Raw genomic sequence first — 15,522 nt, forward strand, 5'->3', positions numbered from 1 at the left:
CACAGACCGGAGCCCCCTCGATGACTGCCGTCCTGCTCGCCCTCCTCGCGGCCGCGGCCTACGGCAGCTCCGACTTCGCCGGCGGGATCGCCGCCGCGCGGCTGGCGCCCTGGACCGTGTCCATGATCAGCAACACGGTCGGCGGCCTGACCTGCCTGATCGCCTCGATCTGGGTCGGCGGGACGCTCACGGGCGCTGACCTCGGCTGGTCACTGCTCGCCGGCGTCGGCAACATGGTCGGCACCAGCGCGCTCTACCGCGGCATGAACGCCGGCCGGATGGGCGTCGTCGCGCCCGTCTCCGGCGTCGGGGCGGCCGTGCTGCCGGCGCTCGTCGGCATCCTCGGCGGCGAGCGGCCGGGGACCGTCGTCTGGGTGGGCCTCGTGCTCGCGCTGCCCGCGATCTGGCTGGTCGCCAGCGAGCCGGCCACCCTCGAGCCCTCGCCCGCCCAGCGCAGCGGGCTCGCGGCCGGCGTCGTCGACGGGCTGGTCGCAGGCTGCGGCTTCGGCGTCCTCCTCCTCGGCCTGGCGCAGACCTCGGACGGGGCCCGGCTGCTGCCGCTGGCGACCAACCAGCTCACCGCGGCGGCCCTGGTCGCCGCGCTCGGGACGGTCCTGCGCATCCCATGGCGGCCCCGGCGCGAGCGTGCGCCGCTCGCCGCGCTCGCGGGCCTCCTGGGGACCGCCGCGACCGGCTCCTTCCTGGCCGCGACCAAGCACGGCTACCTGACCGTCACCGCCGTCATCACCTCGCTCTACCCCGCCACCACCGTGCTGCTCGCCGCGGTCGTCCTCCGCGAGCGTGTCCACCGGCCCCAGGCGGTCGGCCTGGCCCTCTGCGCCGTGGCCGTCGCGCTCGTCGCCGCCGGCTGACGGTGTACGCCGGCCGCCGCGCGTGGGCGTTCGTGTGGCCCCTGGTGATGCAGTGAGTCCGATCCGGTCGCTATAGTCGCGTGACTTACTCTGATAACTCGAACATCCCGACGCATCCGACCCACGAGGAGTCCCCGTGAGCGCCTCCGCAGCCGTGCCGCTCCCCCGGAGCGGCGGCGCCGACCCCATGCTCAGCGTCTCGCACGCCCAGATCGGCTACGTCGTCGGCGACCGCCGCCAGGTCGCGGTCGGCGATGTCGGCTTCGAGGTGACGCGCGGCAGCACGACCATGCTGCTCGGCCCGTCGGGCTGCGGGAAGTCGACGCTGCTGAAGGCGGTCGCCGGCTACCTCAGGACGTGGCGCGGCACCATCAGTGTCAGCGGCCATCCCGTGGGTGCTCCGGGCCCCGACCGTGCCGTCGTCTTCCAGGAGTTCGACCAGCTCTTCCCGTGGCGCACCGTGCGCGGCAACCTCGAGTTCCCGCAGCGGGCCAACGGGCGGGGCCGCGTCGAGGCCCGCCGCCGGACCGACGAGCTGCTCGAGCTGATGGGGCTCACGGCGGCCGCGGACCGGCATCCGCACCAGCTCTCCGGTGGCATGAAGCAGCGCGTGGCCATCGCGCGGGCGCTGGCGCTCGACCCCGACGTACTCCTGATGGACGAGCCGTTCGGCGCCCTCGACGCGCAGACGCGGTCCCGCCTCCAGCGCGAGCTCAAGGCGGTCGCCGCCCGCACCGGCGTCACGGTCCTCTTCGTCACCCACAGCATCCAGGAGGCGGTGTACGTCGGCGACGAGGTCGTCGTGCTCTCCACGCCGCCCTCGACGGTCCTCGAGACCCTCGACGTCCGCGGCCTCGACGACCCCACCGACCGGGACTTCGTGGCCGCCCTCGCCAGGCTGCGCGGGCTCCTCGCCGGAGACGACGACCACGCCGACCCCGACCTCGCCCACGCGGCGTTCGAGTGAGAGGACATCCGATGGCCCAGCTCTCCTCCCCCGCTGCCCTCGACCAGGCCGCCCCCACGCTCGCGGAGGCGCCCGCGCCCGAGCGGCCCCGGCTGCGCGACCGGCGCTGGGGCGACCTGCCGACCGTCGTACGCCGGACGCTCCTCCTCGCCGTGCTGCTGCTCGCCTGGCAGCTCGCGGTGTCGTACGGCGGCGTCAATCCGCTCCTCGTCGCCGGGCCGATCGACGTGGCCAAGGCCATCGGCCGAGGCGTGCAGGACGGCGACCTGGTCCACTCGACGCTGGTGACCCTGCGCGTCCTCGCCGAGGCGTTGGGCATCGGCGTGGTCGTCGCGGCCGTGCTGACGACGTTCGCGACCTGGACCCGGCTCGGCGAGGACCTCCTCGTCCTGCTCACCGCCATGCTCAACCCGCTGCCGGCGGTCGCGATCCTGCCGCTGGCCATGCTCTGGTTCGGCATCAACACGACCGCGCTGATCGTCGTGATCGCGAACGCCGTCGTCTGGCCGATCGCCATCAACGTCAGCCAGGGCTTCCGCACCGCCAACCCCACCGTCGTCGCGGTCGGCCGCAACATCGGTCTCCGGGGCTGGCGGATGGTCTGGTACGTCCTCATGCCCGCGGCGCTCCCGCACACCGTGAGCGGCCTCAAGAGCGCCTGGGCCTTCGGCTGGCGCACGATCATCGCCGCCGAGCTGGTCTTCGGCGTCGCCGGCAAGGGCGGCGGCCTCGGCTACTTCATCAACAACGCCAAGACCTACCTCCACGTCGACGACGCCTTCGCCGGGCTCGTCACCATCGCCGTGATCGGCATCGTCTTCGACCTCGTCTTCGCCTGGATCGAGAAGAAGACGGTCGTCGCGTGGGGCATGAAGACCGGCAGCTGAGCCGGCATTCCCCCTCTCGGGATCCTCACCATCACTCCAAGGAGATCTGCATGTCCCTGTCCTCACGCCTGCGCCGGCTCGGTCCCTCCCGTCGGCTCCGTCGACTGGTCGGCACTGTCGCGGCAGTGACGCTGGCGGGGTCGCTGGCGACCGCCTGCGGGAGCTCGGACGCCAGCGGCCCGACCGACTCGATCACGATCGGCTACCAGCCCGGGCTCGGCTACGCGACGCTGCTGATCATCAAGGAGCAGGGCACGCTGGAGAAGGCGCTGCCGGACACGAAGATCAAGTGGCAGATGCTCGACTCGGGCAGCGCGCTCCGCGACGCGGTCATCGCCGGCGACGTCCAGGTGGCGTCGATGGGCGCCTCGCCGTTCCTGGTCGGCGTCGACGGCGGCGTGGGTTGGAAGACCGTCGCGGCCATGAACCAGATGAACATGGAGCTGATGGTCAAGGACCCGAAGATCAAGTCCCTGAAGGACCTGCCCGACAACGCCAAGATCGCGATGCCGGCGCCCGACTCGATCCAGTCGCTGCCGCTGCGCAAGGCCGCCGAGGAACAGCTCGGGGACGCCCACGCCCTCGACGACAACATCGTCGCGATGGCACACCCCGACGGGCTCCAGGCCCTGGTCTCCGGCCAGATCACCGGCCACCTGACGGCCCCGCCGTACGTCGCCGAGGAGGCCGCCCAGGGCGCCCACCCGATCCTGAAGAGCTACGACATCTTCGGGCGTACGACGTTCAACGCCATCTACGCCAAGCCCGACTTCCTCGACGCCAACCCGGCCTTCACCAAGGCGTTCGAGAAGGCGCTCACCGACGCCAACACGATGCTGAACAACGACCCCGACCAGGCGTCCACGCTGCTCGCGAAGGAGAGCGGCGGCGAGCTGAGCAAGGCGGAGGTCAAGGAGCAGATCACCGACCCCGACGTCACCTGGTCGCTGACGCCGACGGGGTTCGGGAAGTTCGCCGACTTCATGAAGTCGGTGGACATGATCAAGAAGGTGCCGTCGAGCTCGGACATGTTCATCGACGACAAGTTCAACAAGGGCGCCAACTAGCGCACGGCCGGGCCTGCCGGCGCCCGCGGACGGGCGCCGGCAACGCCGGTCAGCCCTTGGCGAGCGTGACGTCGTCCGCCTTCACGTACGCGACCCGGTGGTTGTACCAGATCTCGTAGTACTTCGTCCGACCCTTCACGTCGACGCAGTCGGGCACGCCGTCGTCCAGCGTCTGGCAGTTGTAGTTCCAGGCCTTGTAGTAGTCGGTCTCGATGTCCTTGTCGGCGAGCACGTAGGCCTGCCCCGGCTCGATGGTGTACTGCAGCGGCGTGGGTTTCTGGTACGGGATCCCGTCGGTGTAGGCCGACTCCTCGGGCAGCGCCCGGCCGTAGACCGCGACAGCGGTGTCGCCCTTCGGCGTCACGACGGTGCCCTGGGACGGGATGAGGACCTTGTCAGGGTCGTGCAGCCAGCCGAGCTGGCCGCTGAACCACACCGCCCACCAGTCGCCCTGCTTCTTCGCGACGACGACCTTCTGGCCGGCGTCGACGCGGGCGCCCCAGTCGGAGACGCCGGTCGTCGAGCTCGACCCGTCGGTGTGCAGCCCGGCGTCCGGGAGCAGCGGGGCGTCCTCGGAGGGCTCGGTGTGGAGGTAGACGAAGTTGCTGCCCTGCTCCGGACAGGTGTCACCGGCGGTCTCGCAGCTGGTGACGGTCTGGTGGTTGGTGGCGAAGTCGGGCCGCACGGTCCACACGTTGCTCTTGCCACGGCGGTCGGGCTTGATCGGCGCCTTGAGCAGGTCGAAGTAGTGCTTCCAGTCCCAGTACGGCCCCGGGTCCCAGTGCATCGTCGCGACGTTGGCCGGCGCGATGCCCGGGACCTGGTCGTGGCCGATGATGTGCGCCCGGTCGAGCGGGATGTCGTACTTGGCCGCGAGGTAGCGCACCAGCGTCGAGCTGGTCTGGTAGAGCGCCTCGGTGAACCAGGTCGCCCCCTCGGCCGCGAAGCCCTCCTGCTCGACGCCGATGGAGTGGCTGTTGACGTACCAGTTCCCGGCGTGCCAGCCGACGTTCTTCGGGTCGATGTGGGCGGCGGCGTGCCCGTCGGAGGAGCGCAGCGTGTAGTGCCAGCCGAGGTAGGTCGGGTCCTGCACCAGCTTGATGGTGTTGTCGTAGGTCTCCTCGGTGTCGTGCAGGACGATGTAGTCGATCTTCATCGTCGTCGGCCGGTCGGCGAGGTCGTAGTTGCCGTAGGCGCCCGGGTCGGAGGTGTCGTAGTTCTCGTACGGCGCCGGGATCCACTCACAGCCCAGGCTCGCCGGGCAGACCGCCTGGTCGTCGGCGGCCGCGGTGAGTCCGAGGTCGGCGACGGCCGACCTGTCGGCCACCGCGGCCGGACGCGCAGCGAGGCTGACCCGCTGGCCGTCGTTGGTCGTGCGCGCGGCCCCGGTGCGCAGCGTGGTGAACACCTGCGTGACGAAGCGGAGCGCGGTCGCCTCGTCCGAGGCCCCGCTGTAACGCGCGACCGCGGCGCTCCAGTCGCCGAGGTCGGCGGCGCCGCCGGCCTGCTTCTGGTACGACGCCAGGACGGCCGCACCGCCGCAGATGTTGGCGACCGCGTCGCTGCGCAGGGCCTTCACCGAGATGCCGGTCAGCTGGTGGGCGGTGCGCAGGGTGGCCAGGCCGTCGTTGCCGGCCGCCTGTGCCTTGACGCCCGTGGCGACGTGGGGCGCCGACGGGTCGCCCTTGCCGAGCTCGTCGTCGGGTGTGCCGTCGGCGCCGGCGGTCAGCGCGGGGATGTCGGTGAGGTTCATCGGGCCGTAGCCGCCCGAGGTGCTCGGCGACGAGCCGTGGACGTCCCAGCGCGACTCCATGTAGGAGACCGCCAGGAGGACGTCGGACGGGACGCCGCTGGTCGCTGCTGCCCGCTCGAAGACCGCCTGGCGGTCCGTGGTGCCCGACAGGCACGCGGCCCAGTCGGTGGTGGGGACCGACGAGCCAGCAGCGGGGGCGGAGGCGAGGGGCACGGCATAGAGGGCGCCGGCGGCGAGGGCTCCCGCCGCCACGAGCCCGGCTCCGGATCTTTTCGACAGCACGCGCAAGGACACGAATTCCTCCCGAGATGAGGTGCTAGAGGCGCAGATCGCCTCCGCGAAACCTAGTCCCGCAGGAGCCGTGGCGTCGAGAGGCAAGCCCATGGACTCGGCGTACGAGCGCCGAAATGTCGTACGCCCCGCGGAGCGGCTGCTCGCGGAGCGCAGGACGGTGTGGAGGGGTGTCGATCAGTCGAGGTAGTCGCGCAGGACCTGCGACCGGCTCGGGTGGCGCAGCTTCGACATCGTCTTGGACTCGATCTGGCGGATCCGCTCGCGGGTGACGCCGTAGACCTTGCCGATCTCGTCGAGGGTCTTCGGCTGGCCGTCGGTGAGCCCGAAGCGCATGCTCACGACGCCGGCCTCGCGCTCGGACAGCGTGTCGAGCACGGCGTGGAGCTGCTCCTGCAGCAGGGTGAAGCTGACCGCGTCGGCCGGGACGATCGCCTCGGAGTCCTCGATCAGGTCACCGAACTCGGAGTCGCCGTCCTCGCCCAGCGGGGTGTGCAGCGAGATCGGCTCGCGGCCGTACTTCTGGACCTCGATGACCTTCTCGGGGGTCATGTCGAGCTCCTTGGCGAGCTCCTCCGGGGTGGGCTCACGGCCGAGGTCCTGCAGCATCTGGCGCTGGACGCGGGCGAGCTTGTTGATGACCTCGACCATGTGCACCGGGATGCGGATGGTCCGGGCCTGGTCGGCCATCGCGCGGGTGATGGCCTGCCGGATCCACCAGGTGGCGTAGGTCGAGAACTTGTAGCCCTTGGTGTAGTCGAACTTCTCCACCGCACGGATCAGGCCGAGGTTGCCCTCCTGGATCAGGTCGAGGAAGAGCATGCCGCGGCCGGTGTAGCGCTTGGCCAGCGAGACGACCAGACGCAGGTTGGCCTCGAGCAGGTGGTTCTTGGCCCGCTTGCCGTCCTCGGCGATCCACTCGAGCTCCTCGAGGACCTTCGGGGTGACCTTCCCGCCCTTGGCGAGCTTCTCCTCCGCGAAGAGGCCGGCCTCGATCCGCTTGGCGAGCTCGACCTCCATCTCCGCGTTGAGCAGCGGCACCTTGCCGATCTGCTTGAGGTAGTCCTTGACCGGGTCGGCGGTCGCGCCCGCGACCATGACCTGCTGCTCGGGCTCGTCGGTGTCGTCGGCGGCCGAGACGACGAAGGAGGCCTCCTTCTCGTCCTCGGCGATCGTCGGGTCGGAGGCGACGTCCTTCTCGAACTGCTCGTCGGAGATGTCCGGCAGGATCTTCTTGCCGTCGGGCCCGATGCGTACGCCGGTGTCGGCGGCCGCCGTCTCGTCGTCGACCCCGGTCTCGTCGGTCTCGTCGGCCGCGTCGTCGGCGACCTCGACGTCGACGTCCTCGAGGTCGCCGTCGCCCGGCTCGGCGTCCTCGACGTCGTCGGTGTCGAGCTCGTCCTCGTCCGTGGCCGGCTCGTCCCCGGCCTTCTCGCCCTTGGCGGACGTCTTCGCCGCCTTCTTGGCCGTCGTCTTCGCCGTCTTGGTGGCCGGCTCCTCCTCAGCCTCGTCCGACGTCGCCGACTTCTTGGCGGCGGTCTTCGCGGTCGCGGTCTTCTTCCGCGCCGTGGAGGTCGCGGCAGCGGCCCGGCCGGAGCCGCCGTCGCCGAGGTCGACGGAGATCCCGAGGGTGCTGAGATGGGCGAGCAGTGGCTTGAGGTGACGCGGCTCGACGGCGGCGTCCTCGCTGGCGCGGCGCAGCTGCTCGGGGGTGACACGGCCGGTTGGTCTGCCGCGCTCGATCAGAGCCGTGACGGCTGGGTGGGCGAGAACCTCAGCAGGAATCTTGCGTGCGTTCGAGGACACGAACACCTCTCGGTCGAACTATGGGGTCGAAACTATGAGGTCGAGCTATGGGGTCGAACCTACGGGGCTGGAACTTGTTCAGAACTGGCTTCGGGGCGCGGCGAGGCCCGCTTACGTCAAGAGCCGCGACGTCATTCTGCCACGCACGTGGTGGAACTCCTGCCTCGGGACCCGGTGCAGCGCGTCGGATCCATCTGGCGTGCTTCGGGCCGGTACCCCGCTTCGGCCATTCCACCCGGGGTCATCTGGTGTTCATCGAGCACCGAGCGGCCCGCGCGGCCCGCTCCGCCGCGTGCGCACCGAGGCTCGCGGATACCGGAAGGCTCCCGTTGGAGACGACTCGAGGAGTGAACGATGACCCGTCCGTCCGTCTGGGAGCGACGCCGTCAGCAGGCCCCCGCCACGCGAGAGGGCCCCCTCACGGGCGGCGCCTGGGACGTCGGTGTGGTCGGCGGCGGCCTCACCGGGCTCACGACCGCCCTCCTCCTGGCGCGGGCGGGCACGCGCGTGGTGCTCATCGAGGCGGGCCGGCTGGGCGGCGGGACGACCGGACGCTCCACGGCGAAGCTGAGCCTGCTGCAGGGCACGATGCTCTCGCGGCTGCGCCGTCGACACTCCGCCGAGGTCGTGCGGGAGTACGTCGAGGGGCACCGGACCGCGCAGGCGTGGGTCGCCCGGCTGTGCGAGGAGCACGGCGTCGCGACGCAGTCGCGGCCGGCGTACACCTATGCGAACGGCGACGACGGCCGGCGCTCCGTCGAGGCGGAGCACGCGGCCGCAAGGGAGGCGGGTCTCGACGCCGAGTGGCTCGACGACGTACCGCTCCCGTTCGCGACCCGCGGCGCCGTACGCCTCGACGGCCAGCTCCAGCTCGACCCGCTCGACCTCGTCGACGTGCTCGCCGCCGAGGCCGCCCACCACGGGGCCACGATCGTGGAGGGCCAGCGGGTGACGCGGGTGCGCGGGCGGAGTCCCGTGCGGCTCGACCTCGAGGGCACCGACGGGACGGTGAACGTCGACCGGCTCGTGCTCGCCACCAACATGCCGATCCTCGACCGCGGCGGCTTCTTCGCGCGGATGGCGCCGGCGCGCTCCTACTCGGTGGCCTTCCGTACGCCGGCACCGGCCGTCGACGGGATGTACCTCTCCGCCGACCAGCCCTCGCGCTCGCTCCGTGACGCGCCCGGCGACGGGACCGGCGAGGGGGCCGACGGCGGCGGGAGCCTGCTGCTCGTCGGCGGCAACGGTCACGTGACCGGTCGCTCGACGCCGACCAGCCGCCGCCTCGAGGAGATCCGGGCGTGGGCGCACGAGCGGTTCCCGGGCGCGGTCGAGACCGACGCCTGGTCGGCGCAGGACTCCTCGCCGGCACATGCCCTGCCGTACGCCGGGCCGCTGGTGCCCGGCCAGGACCGGCTGCTCGTCGCGGGCGGGTTCTCGAAGTGGGGCATGACCGGCGGCGTCGCCGCCGCGCTGGCGGTGTCGGCCGAGATCCTCGGCGGCGACACCCAGCAGCCCGAATGGGCGCGCGCGTGGCGGCCGTGGGGCCGCTCGGAGGTCGGCGGCGTGCCCGGCACCGCGATGCTCAACGCGGAGGTCGGGCTCGAGCTCGCCCGCGGATGGGTGCGCCCGCTCCGGCGGGACGGCACAGGCGACGGCGTCTGCACCCACCTGGGCGGGAAGCTGGTCTGGAACGACGCCGAGCGGAGCTGGGACTGCCCGCTGCACGGGTCGCGCTTCGACGAGGACGGGTCCGTGCTCGAGGGCCCGGCCGTCTGCCCGGTGCGCGGGCTCTGATCGGGCTCCCGGGTCAGGGCCGCTGCTTGTCCGGCACGACCTTGTGCGTGCCGTCGCACCACGGCTTCGTCGCCGACCGTCCGCACCGGCACACCGCCGAGACCGGCCGCTTGGTGCGGTGGTCGGTGCCGTCCTCGTCCTGGACGACGTGGTCGCCGCGCAGCAGCAGCGGTCCGCCTGGGCAGACGATGACGTCGGCGCTCTGCCGCTCGTTGCCCGTCCGCTCGTTGCCCGCCCGCTCGGGGCTGATGCGGCTCATCGGGCGCCCCAGCGGTCGAGGAGGTACCCCGCGACCCGGTCCTCGCCGTCGAGGCAGGTGAAGGCGCCGAGCCAGACGTCGTCCTCGAGCTCCGGCTCCGCCTCGAGGAGGCTGCCGCAGATAGCGCGCGCGGCCAGCTGCTCGTGGACGGCGTCGGCCTCGACGTGCTCGCGGTAGTAGTGCTGCATCTCCTCGGCGAGCCCGAGCCGGTCAAGCCCCTGCACCATCCGCCGGCTCGGCAGCGAGCTGGTCGCCTCGAAGGCGGCGAGGTGGCCGACCGCCGCGCCACGCAGCCGTCGGTTGAGCCCGAAGAGGCTCATCGCGTTGTTCTGCTCGAGGATCTCGAGCGGGACCTGGTCGACGTACGCCGCCTCGGTCGGGTCGAGCCCGAGCGCGGCCATCCCGTCGGCGAACAGCTGCGCGTGCAGCGCCTCGGGCCGGCCGACGCCGTACTCGTCGTACTGCAGCTCCATGAGGGCCGCCCGCGGCGTCGTCGGCAGCCGCGGTACCGCCCAGGAGACCGGGTCGGACTCCTTGAGGTGGTAGATCGAGCGCAGCTGCAGCAGCTCCAGCACCTGGTCGGCGCTGGCCTTGGTCTGGACGTAGCGGGCGAGGGACGGCCCGTCGTGGGCCCCGACCTCGGCGAAGAGCGCCTCGGCGAAGTCGCCGTCGTACGCCGGCCGTCCGGGCCAGCGCTCACGCAGCCGCGCCTCGAGGTCGCGTTCCAGCGCGCGGCGTACCGTCACGACCGCCGGGTCCCACTCCCGGTCGTCGTCGATCTCGGCGAAGCCGCGGTAGGACAGCTCGTAGATGGTCCAGAGCGTGATCGCCGCGTCCTCGGGGGCGACCGTGGCCGCGACGTCGGCCGGCGGGTCCGGCACCGTCCCGCCGTCGACGAGCGCGGCGAGCACCGACTCGCTGAGCGGTCCGCGGGGCTTCGGGAGGTGCGTGGGCCGTCGTACGGCGTCGGGCGTCTGACTCATGCCCGAGAGGTACCCGCGGCGGGGCGCCGCGATGACACGCGCGGGCCGACCCGAGGTGTGATCTCAGGCGCCCGCCTTCAGCGCCGCCTTCTTGGCCTTCTTCAAAGCGAGCGTAGGTGACTGACGTTGGCAAACGTTGGCACTTGCGGGCTGACCTGCACTGATCCGGTGACTGCCGTTGACCGTGCTTGGAGGTCTTGCGGACGGTCCGCGGACAGTAGCCCAACCGATCTTGCCGAACCCGAGACAGGGAGCGGCACGGGAGCGCAGACTCCCACCCAAGTAAAGAGCGGCCCCCGCCGGCGGGCGAACGCCGACAGGGGCCTAGGAATCGCCTACCAAGGAGGCAACCCCATGAATGCAGGATCTCAGACCGTCGGCACCGATACCCCGATCGGCATCAAGTGCCCCGAATGGTGTATCGACGTCGACAACGCCGACCACCGCAACCTCACGGACGTTCGGGCGGTCAACCCCGACCTGGACCCGGCCCTAGTCCGCAGCCACGGTGGACCGCGATTCGGGCAGTTCATCCACGTGGGGGCCGAGGAGGTGCTCACCAAGGATGAGCCCCTCTACTTCGACGCCTCGATCTCGATCCTCGATGGGCGCGAGTTCACCGCCGAGGGCCTGCGCGAGCTAGCGGCGAACGCGCTCGCAGCCGCCGAGTGGCTCGAGGAGCGCGAGGCCGAGATCGCGGACCAGAACCCTGCCTTCCTGCTCGGGCGGACGGCCGCGGCCCGGCGCGCGGAGGCCGAGCGGTGACACCGGAGGAGTTCGCCCGGGAGACCGACAAGGCGATCGGATCGCTGAGGCGGAACTACGAGCTGCTCACCGCGCTCGTGGAGGCGCAGCGCGAGCTGATCAAGGATCTCCAGCAGCGCGTCAAGGCGCTCGAGGATCGCCTCGACGACTGACCGGAACCACCACGAACCGCCCGGCACTCCCCCAGGGTGCCGGGCGGTTCTGTCTGTGGCGCGCGTCAGTGGTTGGCCTTGTAGGTTCCGCCGCGCTTCTGTCGGCGCTTACCGCTGGCGGCGGCACTGTTGACGGCCTTGCCTGTCGCCCTCCCGCCGTGCTCGGCGGCGCTGTGGCGGCTCTTGTCGGCGGTCTTCTCGGCGGCCTTGAGCTGCTTGCGGAGCTGCTTGTTCTCCGACTGGATGGCGGCCAGGTGGCGGTTGGCCGTGTCGAGCGCCCGCGTCTGCTGCTTGATCTCGTCGCCGTAGACCGCGTTTGCCGCGGTCGCGCCGGCCTGGGTGGACAGCCGCTGCCGCTGGGCGTAGAGGGAGTTGAGCTGGCGCACCTGGGCTCGGGAGTATCCGGAGATCTGCTGGAGACCTGCCAGCCCGCCGTTGCTCGCCACGTCGCTGAGGACCGCGTCCGAGATCCCCTTGCCGATCAGCGACTTCTCGAGCGTGTTCTGCTGCCGCGAGTGCGCGATGTCCGAGCGGAGGATCGACAACGGGTCCGACCCGGCACCGCCCGCGAACACGTTGCTGGACTGCTGCCCCCACAGGTCCGAGCGGAGACTGTCGGCGACCGACGAGGCCAGCGACGAGCGGTTCTCCTTCGCCTGCGCGTAGGCGTCTCGTGCGTCCTGCTTCGCGTCGCGGGCGGTCTCCACGGCGTCGTCGAACGCCTTGTCGAGCTTCTTCAGCGACTTCAGCGAGAGGTTGTCGAACGACTTCGAGAGCCGCCGGATCTGGACGTTCGAGAGGTTGTCGAGCCGCTGGCCGAGCTCGGCCGCGGAGAGGTACGCGTGGTTGATGCCGGCGAGTTGGCCGAGGCCGGAGCGGTTGGAGGTGGTGCTGCCTCCAGCGGTGCCGCCGTCGGCGAGCCGCTGCACGGTACCGCCGTCGGCGAGCATGTTGGCGTTGATCGCCTTCAGCAGCGGCCGCCAGCGGTCGGCCTGCCCGTACCGGTTGGAGACGACCTCCTCACCGGGCGCGGCCAGGATCGGCACCTGGTCGCGGTATGGCGCACGCGAGCCGGGGATCGTCATCCCGTCGGCCGGCGTGTAGAACGGTCCGCCGGTGGTGCCCGAGCTGGTGCGGTGCTGGGCGACGTTGACGGTGATCGTCTTGTCGTGCAGCGACGCGAGCTGCTGGTAGACCGCGGAGATCCGCGACGTGGCGTCGCCGGTGTTGACGGTGACGTTGACGACGCGGGACTTGGGGATCTCCAGCAGCGCGCTGGCGAGCTGACGGGCCTTCCCGATCGGTACACCCATCGCGGTCGCGGTCTGGACGAACGCCGAGCGTGCTTCTTTGAACCGGGCGTTGTTGTTCTTCACCGCGTCGCTCTGGTTGTTCCATGCGGCGGCGAGCTGGGAGAGCGCGGACCGGTTGGCGAGTGCGGCGTCGGAGTTGCCGCGGATGCCGGCGGAGTTGGACGCGGCCTGCTGCCGGGCGGCGACCAGCGCCTGCCGCCACTGCGTCTCGGCGTCGAACGCCCCGAGCGCGGCCTGGCGGTGGGCCTGCATCGCGCTGGTGGCGGCCTTGACCTGCTGGGCCAGGGTGCGGGTGTCGCCGCTGGCTCCGCTGGCGGCGCTGCCGTACTTGCCGGTGGCGCTGGCCGCACCACCCATCGCCGCGGCCTCTCGGCGAGCGGCGGCGCCGGCGGAGTCGACGCTGTCGGCGTTGAAGTTGATCTGCTTGTTGAGCTTGTCCCAGTTGCCGAGCCGGCCGGCGGCGTCCTTGTCGAACTCGTTGTAGGCGGCGTTGTAGTCGCGGATGTACGCCGAGGCGAGCTGGCTGCGGTCGGCGGAGTCGCCGAGGGCGGCGTTGAGGACGGTCTGGAGGTTGAGACCGAGCGCCTGGGCGGCCTTGAGGGCGCCGTCCTGCTCGAGTGTCTGAGCGACCAGGGCGCGTGTGTTGTTCGTCATCGCCCCGGTGAGCTGGTCGTAGGTGCCGGCCAGCTCCTGCACGTACTGCGAGGTCTGGTCGGCCGACTGCCCGAGTCCGACCAGCAGACCAGCGGCGCCACCGATCACCGCACCCCAGCCACCGAACGCGGCACCCGCCAGGGCACCGCCTGCGGTCGCCTCCAGCACGCCGAGGGACCGGTCGGCACGGTTCGCGGAGTCGGCGAGCAGCATGATCCCACCCGCGCCGGCCGCGGTCTTCGCAGCCGGGCCGAGCCTGGCGAGGTTGCCGCGCAACCGCTCGGAGGCGGCGCCCACCCGTGCCGCCTCGCGCTCGGTGGTAGTGCCGGCGGTCATCCACGTCGTGGCGAGGGTGCCGAAGTCGGTGCGCATCTGCGGGATGGTCGTCCGCAGGCCAGTCAGCCCGGTCGACGCCTTCGTCAGCGACGGGCCGAGCAGCGAGGAGGCGCGGTTGAGGACGAGCATCCCGGCGGCGGCGTCGTAGAGAAGCGGCCCTACCGGGGAGTTCGCCAGGGCCGCGAACACCTTGGCGGCGCTGGTCAAGATCGGCAGTACGGTCGCGCCCCACGGGGCGGCGGCCTTGGCCACTCCGACGAGCGCGTCGGCGGCCGCGACCAGGAACTCGCGTACAGCGGGACCGTTCTCGCGGATGTAGGCGAGGAACTCCTCGAACCCCTCGGTTTCGCCGAGTCCGTCGGCCCACTGCCGGAACGCCCGGGACATCTCCAGCAACCCGCCGGAGAAGTCACGCGACATCGGCGCGAAGTCGACCATGAGCGATGCGAGGCCGGCGGCCACGTTCCCGGTGGCGCGGGCGAACGCGTCGAGCGTCGGGGCGGCGTCGGTGCGGATGTAGTCGAAGAACCGCTGCCAGTCGTCGTCGTTGGCCAGCGAGGCGCCGGCGTCTGCGCCGAGCCGGCCGATCTCATCCGAGATCGACGCGACCACGGCTCGGACCTGCGGCAGCAGCGTCAGCAGAGACCGGATCCCCGACTCGAACCCCGGGAAGATGCCCCGGCCGGCGATCCGCTGGAGGCCCTCGAGCTCCGGGGAGAGCGAGTCGATGTAGCGGACGAAGTCGGCCGCGGCCGGCCCCACCTTGCGGAACTCCTCCTGCATCGCGGCGAGGTTCTCCGCGGTCGGCTCCGCCTGGTACTTGTTCAGCGCGTCGAGGGCGTCACCGACTCCGTGGAACGCGAGCATCGCCACGCCTGCGGCCCCGGCGGCGGCACCGAGGCCGGCAGCGAGACCGGTGACGGCGGGCAGTCCGACGGCGCCGATCGGGATCAGTGCCGGACCGAGGGTCACCGCGGTCTGGGCTAGCAGGTTCAGCCGGCCGGAGAGCTGGTTGATGTCCGCCGACGACTTCCGGGCCGCCGTGCCGGTCTTCTCGATGTCCGTCGACGCCGAGGAGGTGGAGCGGCCGGTCTTCGTCGAGGTCCCGTCGAGATCCTTCAGGGCGCGCTCCAGCAGCGCGGTCTGTGCGGCGGCCTTGGCCATGCCGGTGGAGAAGTTGTCCTCGAGAGTGAGGACGACGCGCTCGGATCTGGTAGCCATCTCAGGCCTCCTTCTGGTCGTAGACGCCGTGCTCGATGCGTGCGGCGATGGTGATCAGCTCGGCGAGCCGGGTGAGCATCAGAGCCAGCGGGAGCACCTTGTCGTCGGCCTCGGAGCGCGGGAACGCCGCGAACATCGCGGTCGTGACGAGGCAGTGGTCACTGGCCACAGAGCGCTGGTCGGGGTCACACCGGGTGGTCGCGGCCACGAGCGCGAGCGCGGCCCGCTGCTGGTCGGGGTGGAGCGCCGCGAACTCAGCGGCGAGGTCGGTGGTGGTGGCGGTCATCTGATTCCTTCGGTCAGCGAAAGGTTTTGATTTCGTACAGACAGCGAGGCCCTAGGCCAACGGTGATGCGGACGCGCGGTCAGGGGGGTCATCCCCCACCCCTTCGTCAGCGG

13 protein-coding genes are annotated in these 15,522 nt (G+C 71.4%); 7 read left to right on the forward strand and 6 right to left on the reverse strand.

Annotation, left to right across the window (positions count from 1 at the left end):
* The first annotated feature begins 20 nt into the window (after window positions 1-20).
* The 4 genes from ABLE53_RS00440 to ABLE53_RS00455 all read left to right on the forward strand — a co-directional run bounded on the left by ABLE53_RS00440 (window position 21) and on the right by ABLE53_RS00455 (window position 3,793).
* On the forward strand, window positions 21-872 hold the full coding sequence (locus tag ABLE53_RS00440; RefSeq protein ID WP_348856548.1) for an EamA family transporter: 852 nt from the start codon (window positions 21-23) through the stop codon (window positions 870-872).
* A 136-nt stretch (window positions 873-1,008) separates the two neighbouring features.
* A complete protein-coding gene (locus ABLE53_RS00445) occupies window positions 1,009-1,839 on the forward strand; it encodes an ABC transporter ATP-binding protein (protein WP_348856549.1) in 831 nt (276 codons plus the stop codon).
* Window positions 1,840-1,850: 11 nt separating this feature from the next.
* Window positions 1,851-2,726: an ABC transporter permease gene (locus ABLE53_RS00450; protein ID WP_348856551.1), complete on the forward strand. Its 876-nt coding sequence runs from the start codon at window positions 1,851-1,853 to the stop codon at window positions 2,724-2,726.
* A gap of 50 nt (window positions 2,727-2,776) precedes the next feature.
* Window positions 2,777-3,793, forward strand: a complete 1,017-nt coding sequence (locus ABLE53_RS00455) for an ABC transporter substrate-binding protein (RefSeq protein WP_348856552.1) — start codon at window positions 2,777-2,779, stop codon at window positions 3,791-3,793.
* Between the two features lie 49 nt (window positions 3,794-3,842).
* On the opposite strand, the gene ABLE53_RS00460 is transcribed toward ABLE53_RS00455, so the two are convergent.
* Both ABLE53_RS00460 and ABLE53_RS00465 read right to left on the reverse strand, forming a co-directional pair.
* Window positions 3,843-5,840, reverse strand: coding sequence for an N-acetylmuramoyl-L-alanine amidase (locus ABLE53_RS00460; RefSeq protein ID WP_348856553.1), 1,998 nt, complete (start codon window positions 5,838-5,840; stop codon window positions 3,843-3,845).
* A gap of 174 nt (window positions 5,841-6,014) precedes the next feature.
* A complete protein-coding gene (locus tag ABLE53_RS00465; protein WP_425474843.1) occupies window positions 6,015-7,538 on the reverse strand; it encodes an RNA polymerase sigma factor in 1,524 nt (507 codons plus the stop codon).
* Window positions 7,539-7,997: 459 nt separating this feature from the next.
* Here ABLE53_RS00465 and ABLE53_RS00470 point away from each other — a divergent pair, with 459 nt between their 5' ends.
* On the forward strand, window positions 7,998-9,440 hold the full coding sequence (locus ABLE53_RS00470) for an FAD-dependent oxidoreductase (protein ID WP_348856556.1): 1,443 nt from the start codon (window positions 7,998-8,000) through the stop codon (window positions 9,438-9,440).
* A 13-nt stretch (window positions 9,441-9,453) separates the two neighbouring features.
* Here ABLE53_RS00470 and ABLE53_RS00475 read toward each other — a convergent pair whose 3' ends face one another.
* Window positions 9,454-9,699: a CDGSH iron-sulfur domain-containing protein gene (locus tag ABLE53_RS00475; protein WP_348856558.1), complete on the reverse strand. Its 246-nt coding sequence runs from the start codon at window positions 9,697-9,699 to the stop codon at window positions 9,454-9,456.
* A complete protein-coding gene (locus tag ABLE53_RS00480; RefSeq protein WP_348856560.1) occupies window positions 9,696-10,682 on the reverse strand; it encodes an iron-containing redox enzyme family protein in 987 nt (328 codons plus the stop codon). The genes ABLE53_RS00475 and ABLE53_RS00480 overlap by 4 nt, the downstream gene beginning before the upstream one ends.
* Window positions 10,683-11,036: 354 nt before the next feature.
* Here ABLE53_RS00480 and ABLE53_RS00485 point away from each other — a divergent pair, with 354 nt between their 5' ends.
* Together ABLE53_RS00485 and ABLE53_RS00490 are read left to right on the forward strand one after the other, a co-directional pair.
* Entirely contained in the window at window positions 11,037-11,447 is a 411-nt protein-coding gene (locus ABLE53_RS00485; protein ID WP_348856561.1) for a hypothetical protein, read from the forward strand.
* The gene (locus ABLE53_RS00490; protein WP_348856562.1) at window positions 11,444-11,599 is read left to right on the forward strand and encodes a hypothetical protein; all 156 of its coding nucleotides are present in this window, start codon (window positions 11,444-11,446) and stop codon (window positions 11,597-11,599) included. The genes ABLE53_RS00485 and ABLE53_RS00490 overlap by 4 nt, the downstream gene beginning before the upstream one ends.
* 65 nt (window positions 11,600-11,664) lie before the next feature.
* Here ABLE53_RS00490 and ABLE53_RS00495 read toward each other — a convergent pair whose 3' ends face one another.
* Window positions 11,665-15,123, reverse strand: a complete 3,459-nt coding sequence (locus ABLE53_RS00495) for a hypothetical protein (protein WP_348856564.1) — start codon at window positions 15,121-15,123, stop codon at window positions 11,665-11,667.
* Between the two features lies 1 nt (window position 15,124).
* On the reverse strand, window positions 15,125-15,409 hold the full coding sequence (locus ABLE53_RS00500; protein ID WP_348856565.1) for a hypothetical protein: 285 nt from the start codon (window positions 15,407-15,409) through the stop codon (window positions 15,125-15,127).
* Window positions 15,410-15,522 lie beyond the last annotated feature (113 nt).

This window comes from Nocardioides asiaticus, assembly GCF_040049175.1.
In the GTDB taxonomy this organism is placed as follows: Bacteria; Actinomycetota; Actinomycetes; order Propionibacteriales; family Nocardioidaceae; genus Nocardioides; species Nocardioides cheoyonin.

Coding starts and splice junctions, on each gene's coding strand:
- ABLE53_RS00495 (WP_348856564.1), bottom strand. CDS start 15,123: ATGGCTACCAGATCCGAGCGCGTCGTCCTCACTCTCGAGGACAACTTC.
- ABLE53_RS00455 (WP_348856552.1), top strand. CDS start 2,777: ATGTCCCTGTCCTCACGCCTGCGCCGGCTCGGTCCCTCCCGTCGGCTC.
- ABLE53_RS00485 (WP_348856561.1), top strand. CDS start 11,037: ATGAATGCAGGATCTCAGACCGTCGGCACCGATACCCCGATCGGCATC.
- ABLE53_RS00440 (WP_348856548.1), top strand. CDS start 21: ATGACTGCCGTCCTGCTCGCCCTCCTCGCGGCCGCGGCCTACGGCAGC.
- ABLE53_RS00450 (WP_348856551.1), top strand. CDS start 1,851: ATGGCCCAGCTCTCCTCCCCCGCTGCCCTCGACCAGGCCGCCCCCACG.
- ABLE53_RS00500 (WP_348856565.1), bottom strand. CDS start 15,409: ATGACCGCCACCACCACCGACCTCGCCGCTGAGTTCGCGGCGCTCCAC.
- ABLE53_RS00470 (WP_348856556.1), top strand. CDS start 7,998: ATGACCCGTCCGTCCGTCTGGGAGCGACGCCGTCAGCAGGCCCCCGCC.
- ABLE53_RS00475 (WP_348856558.1), bottom strand. CDS start 9,699: ATGAGCCGCATCAGCCCCGAGCGGGCGGGCAACGAGCGGACGGGCAAC.
- ABLE53_RS00480 (WP_348856560.1), bottom strand. CDS start 10,682: ATGAGTCAGACGCCCGACGCCGTACGACGGCCCACGCACCTCCCGAAG.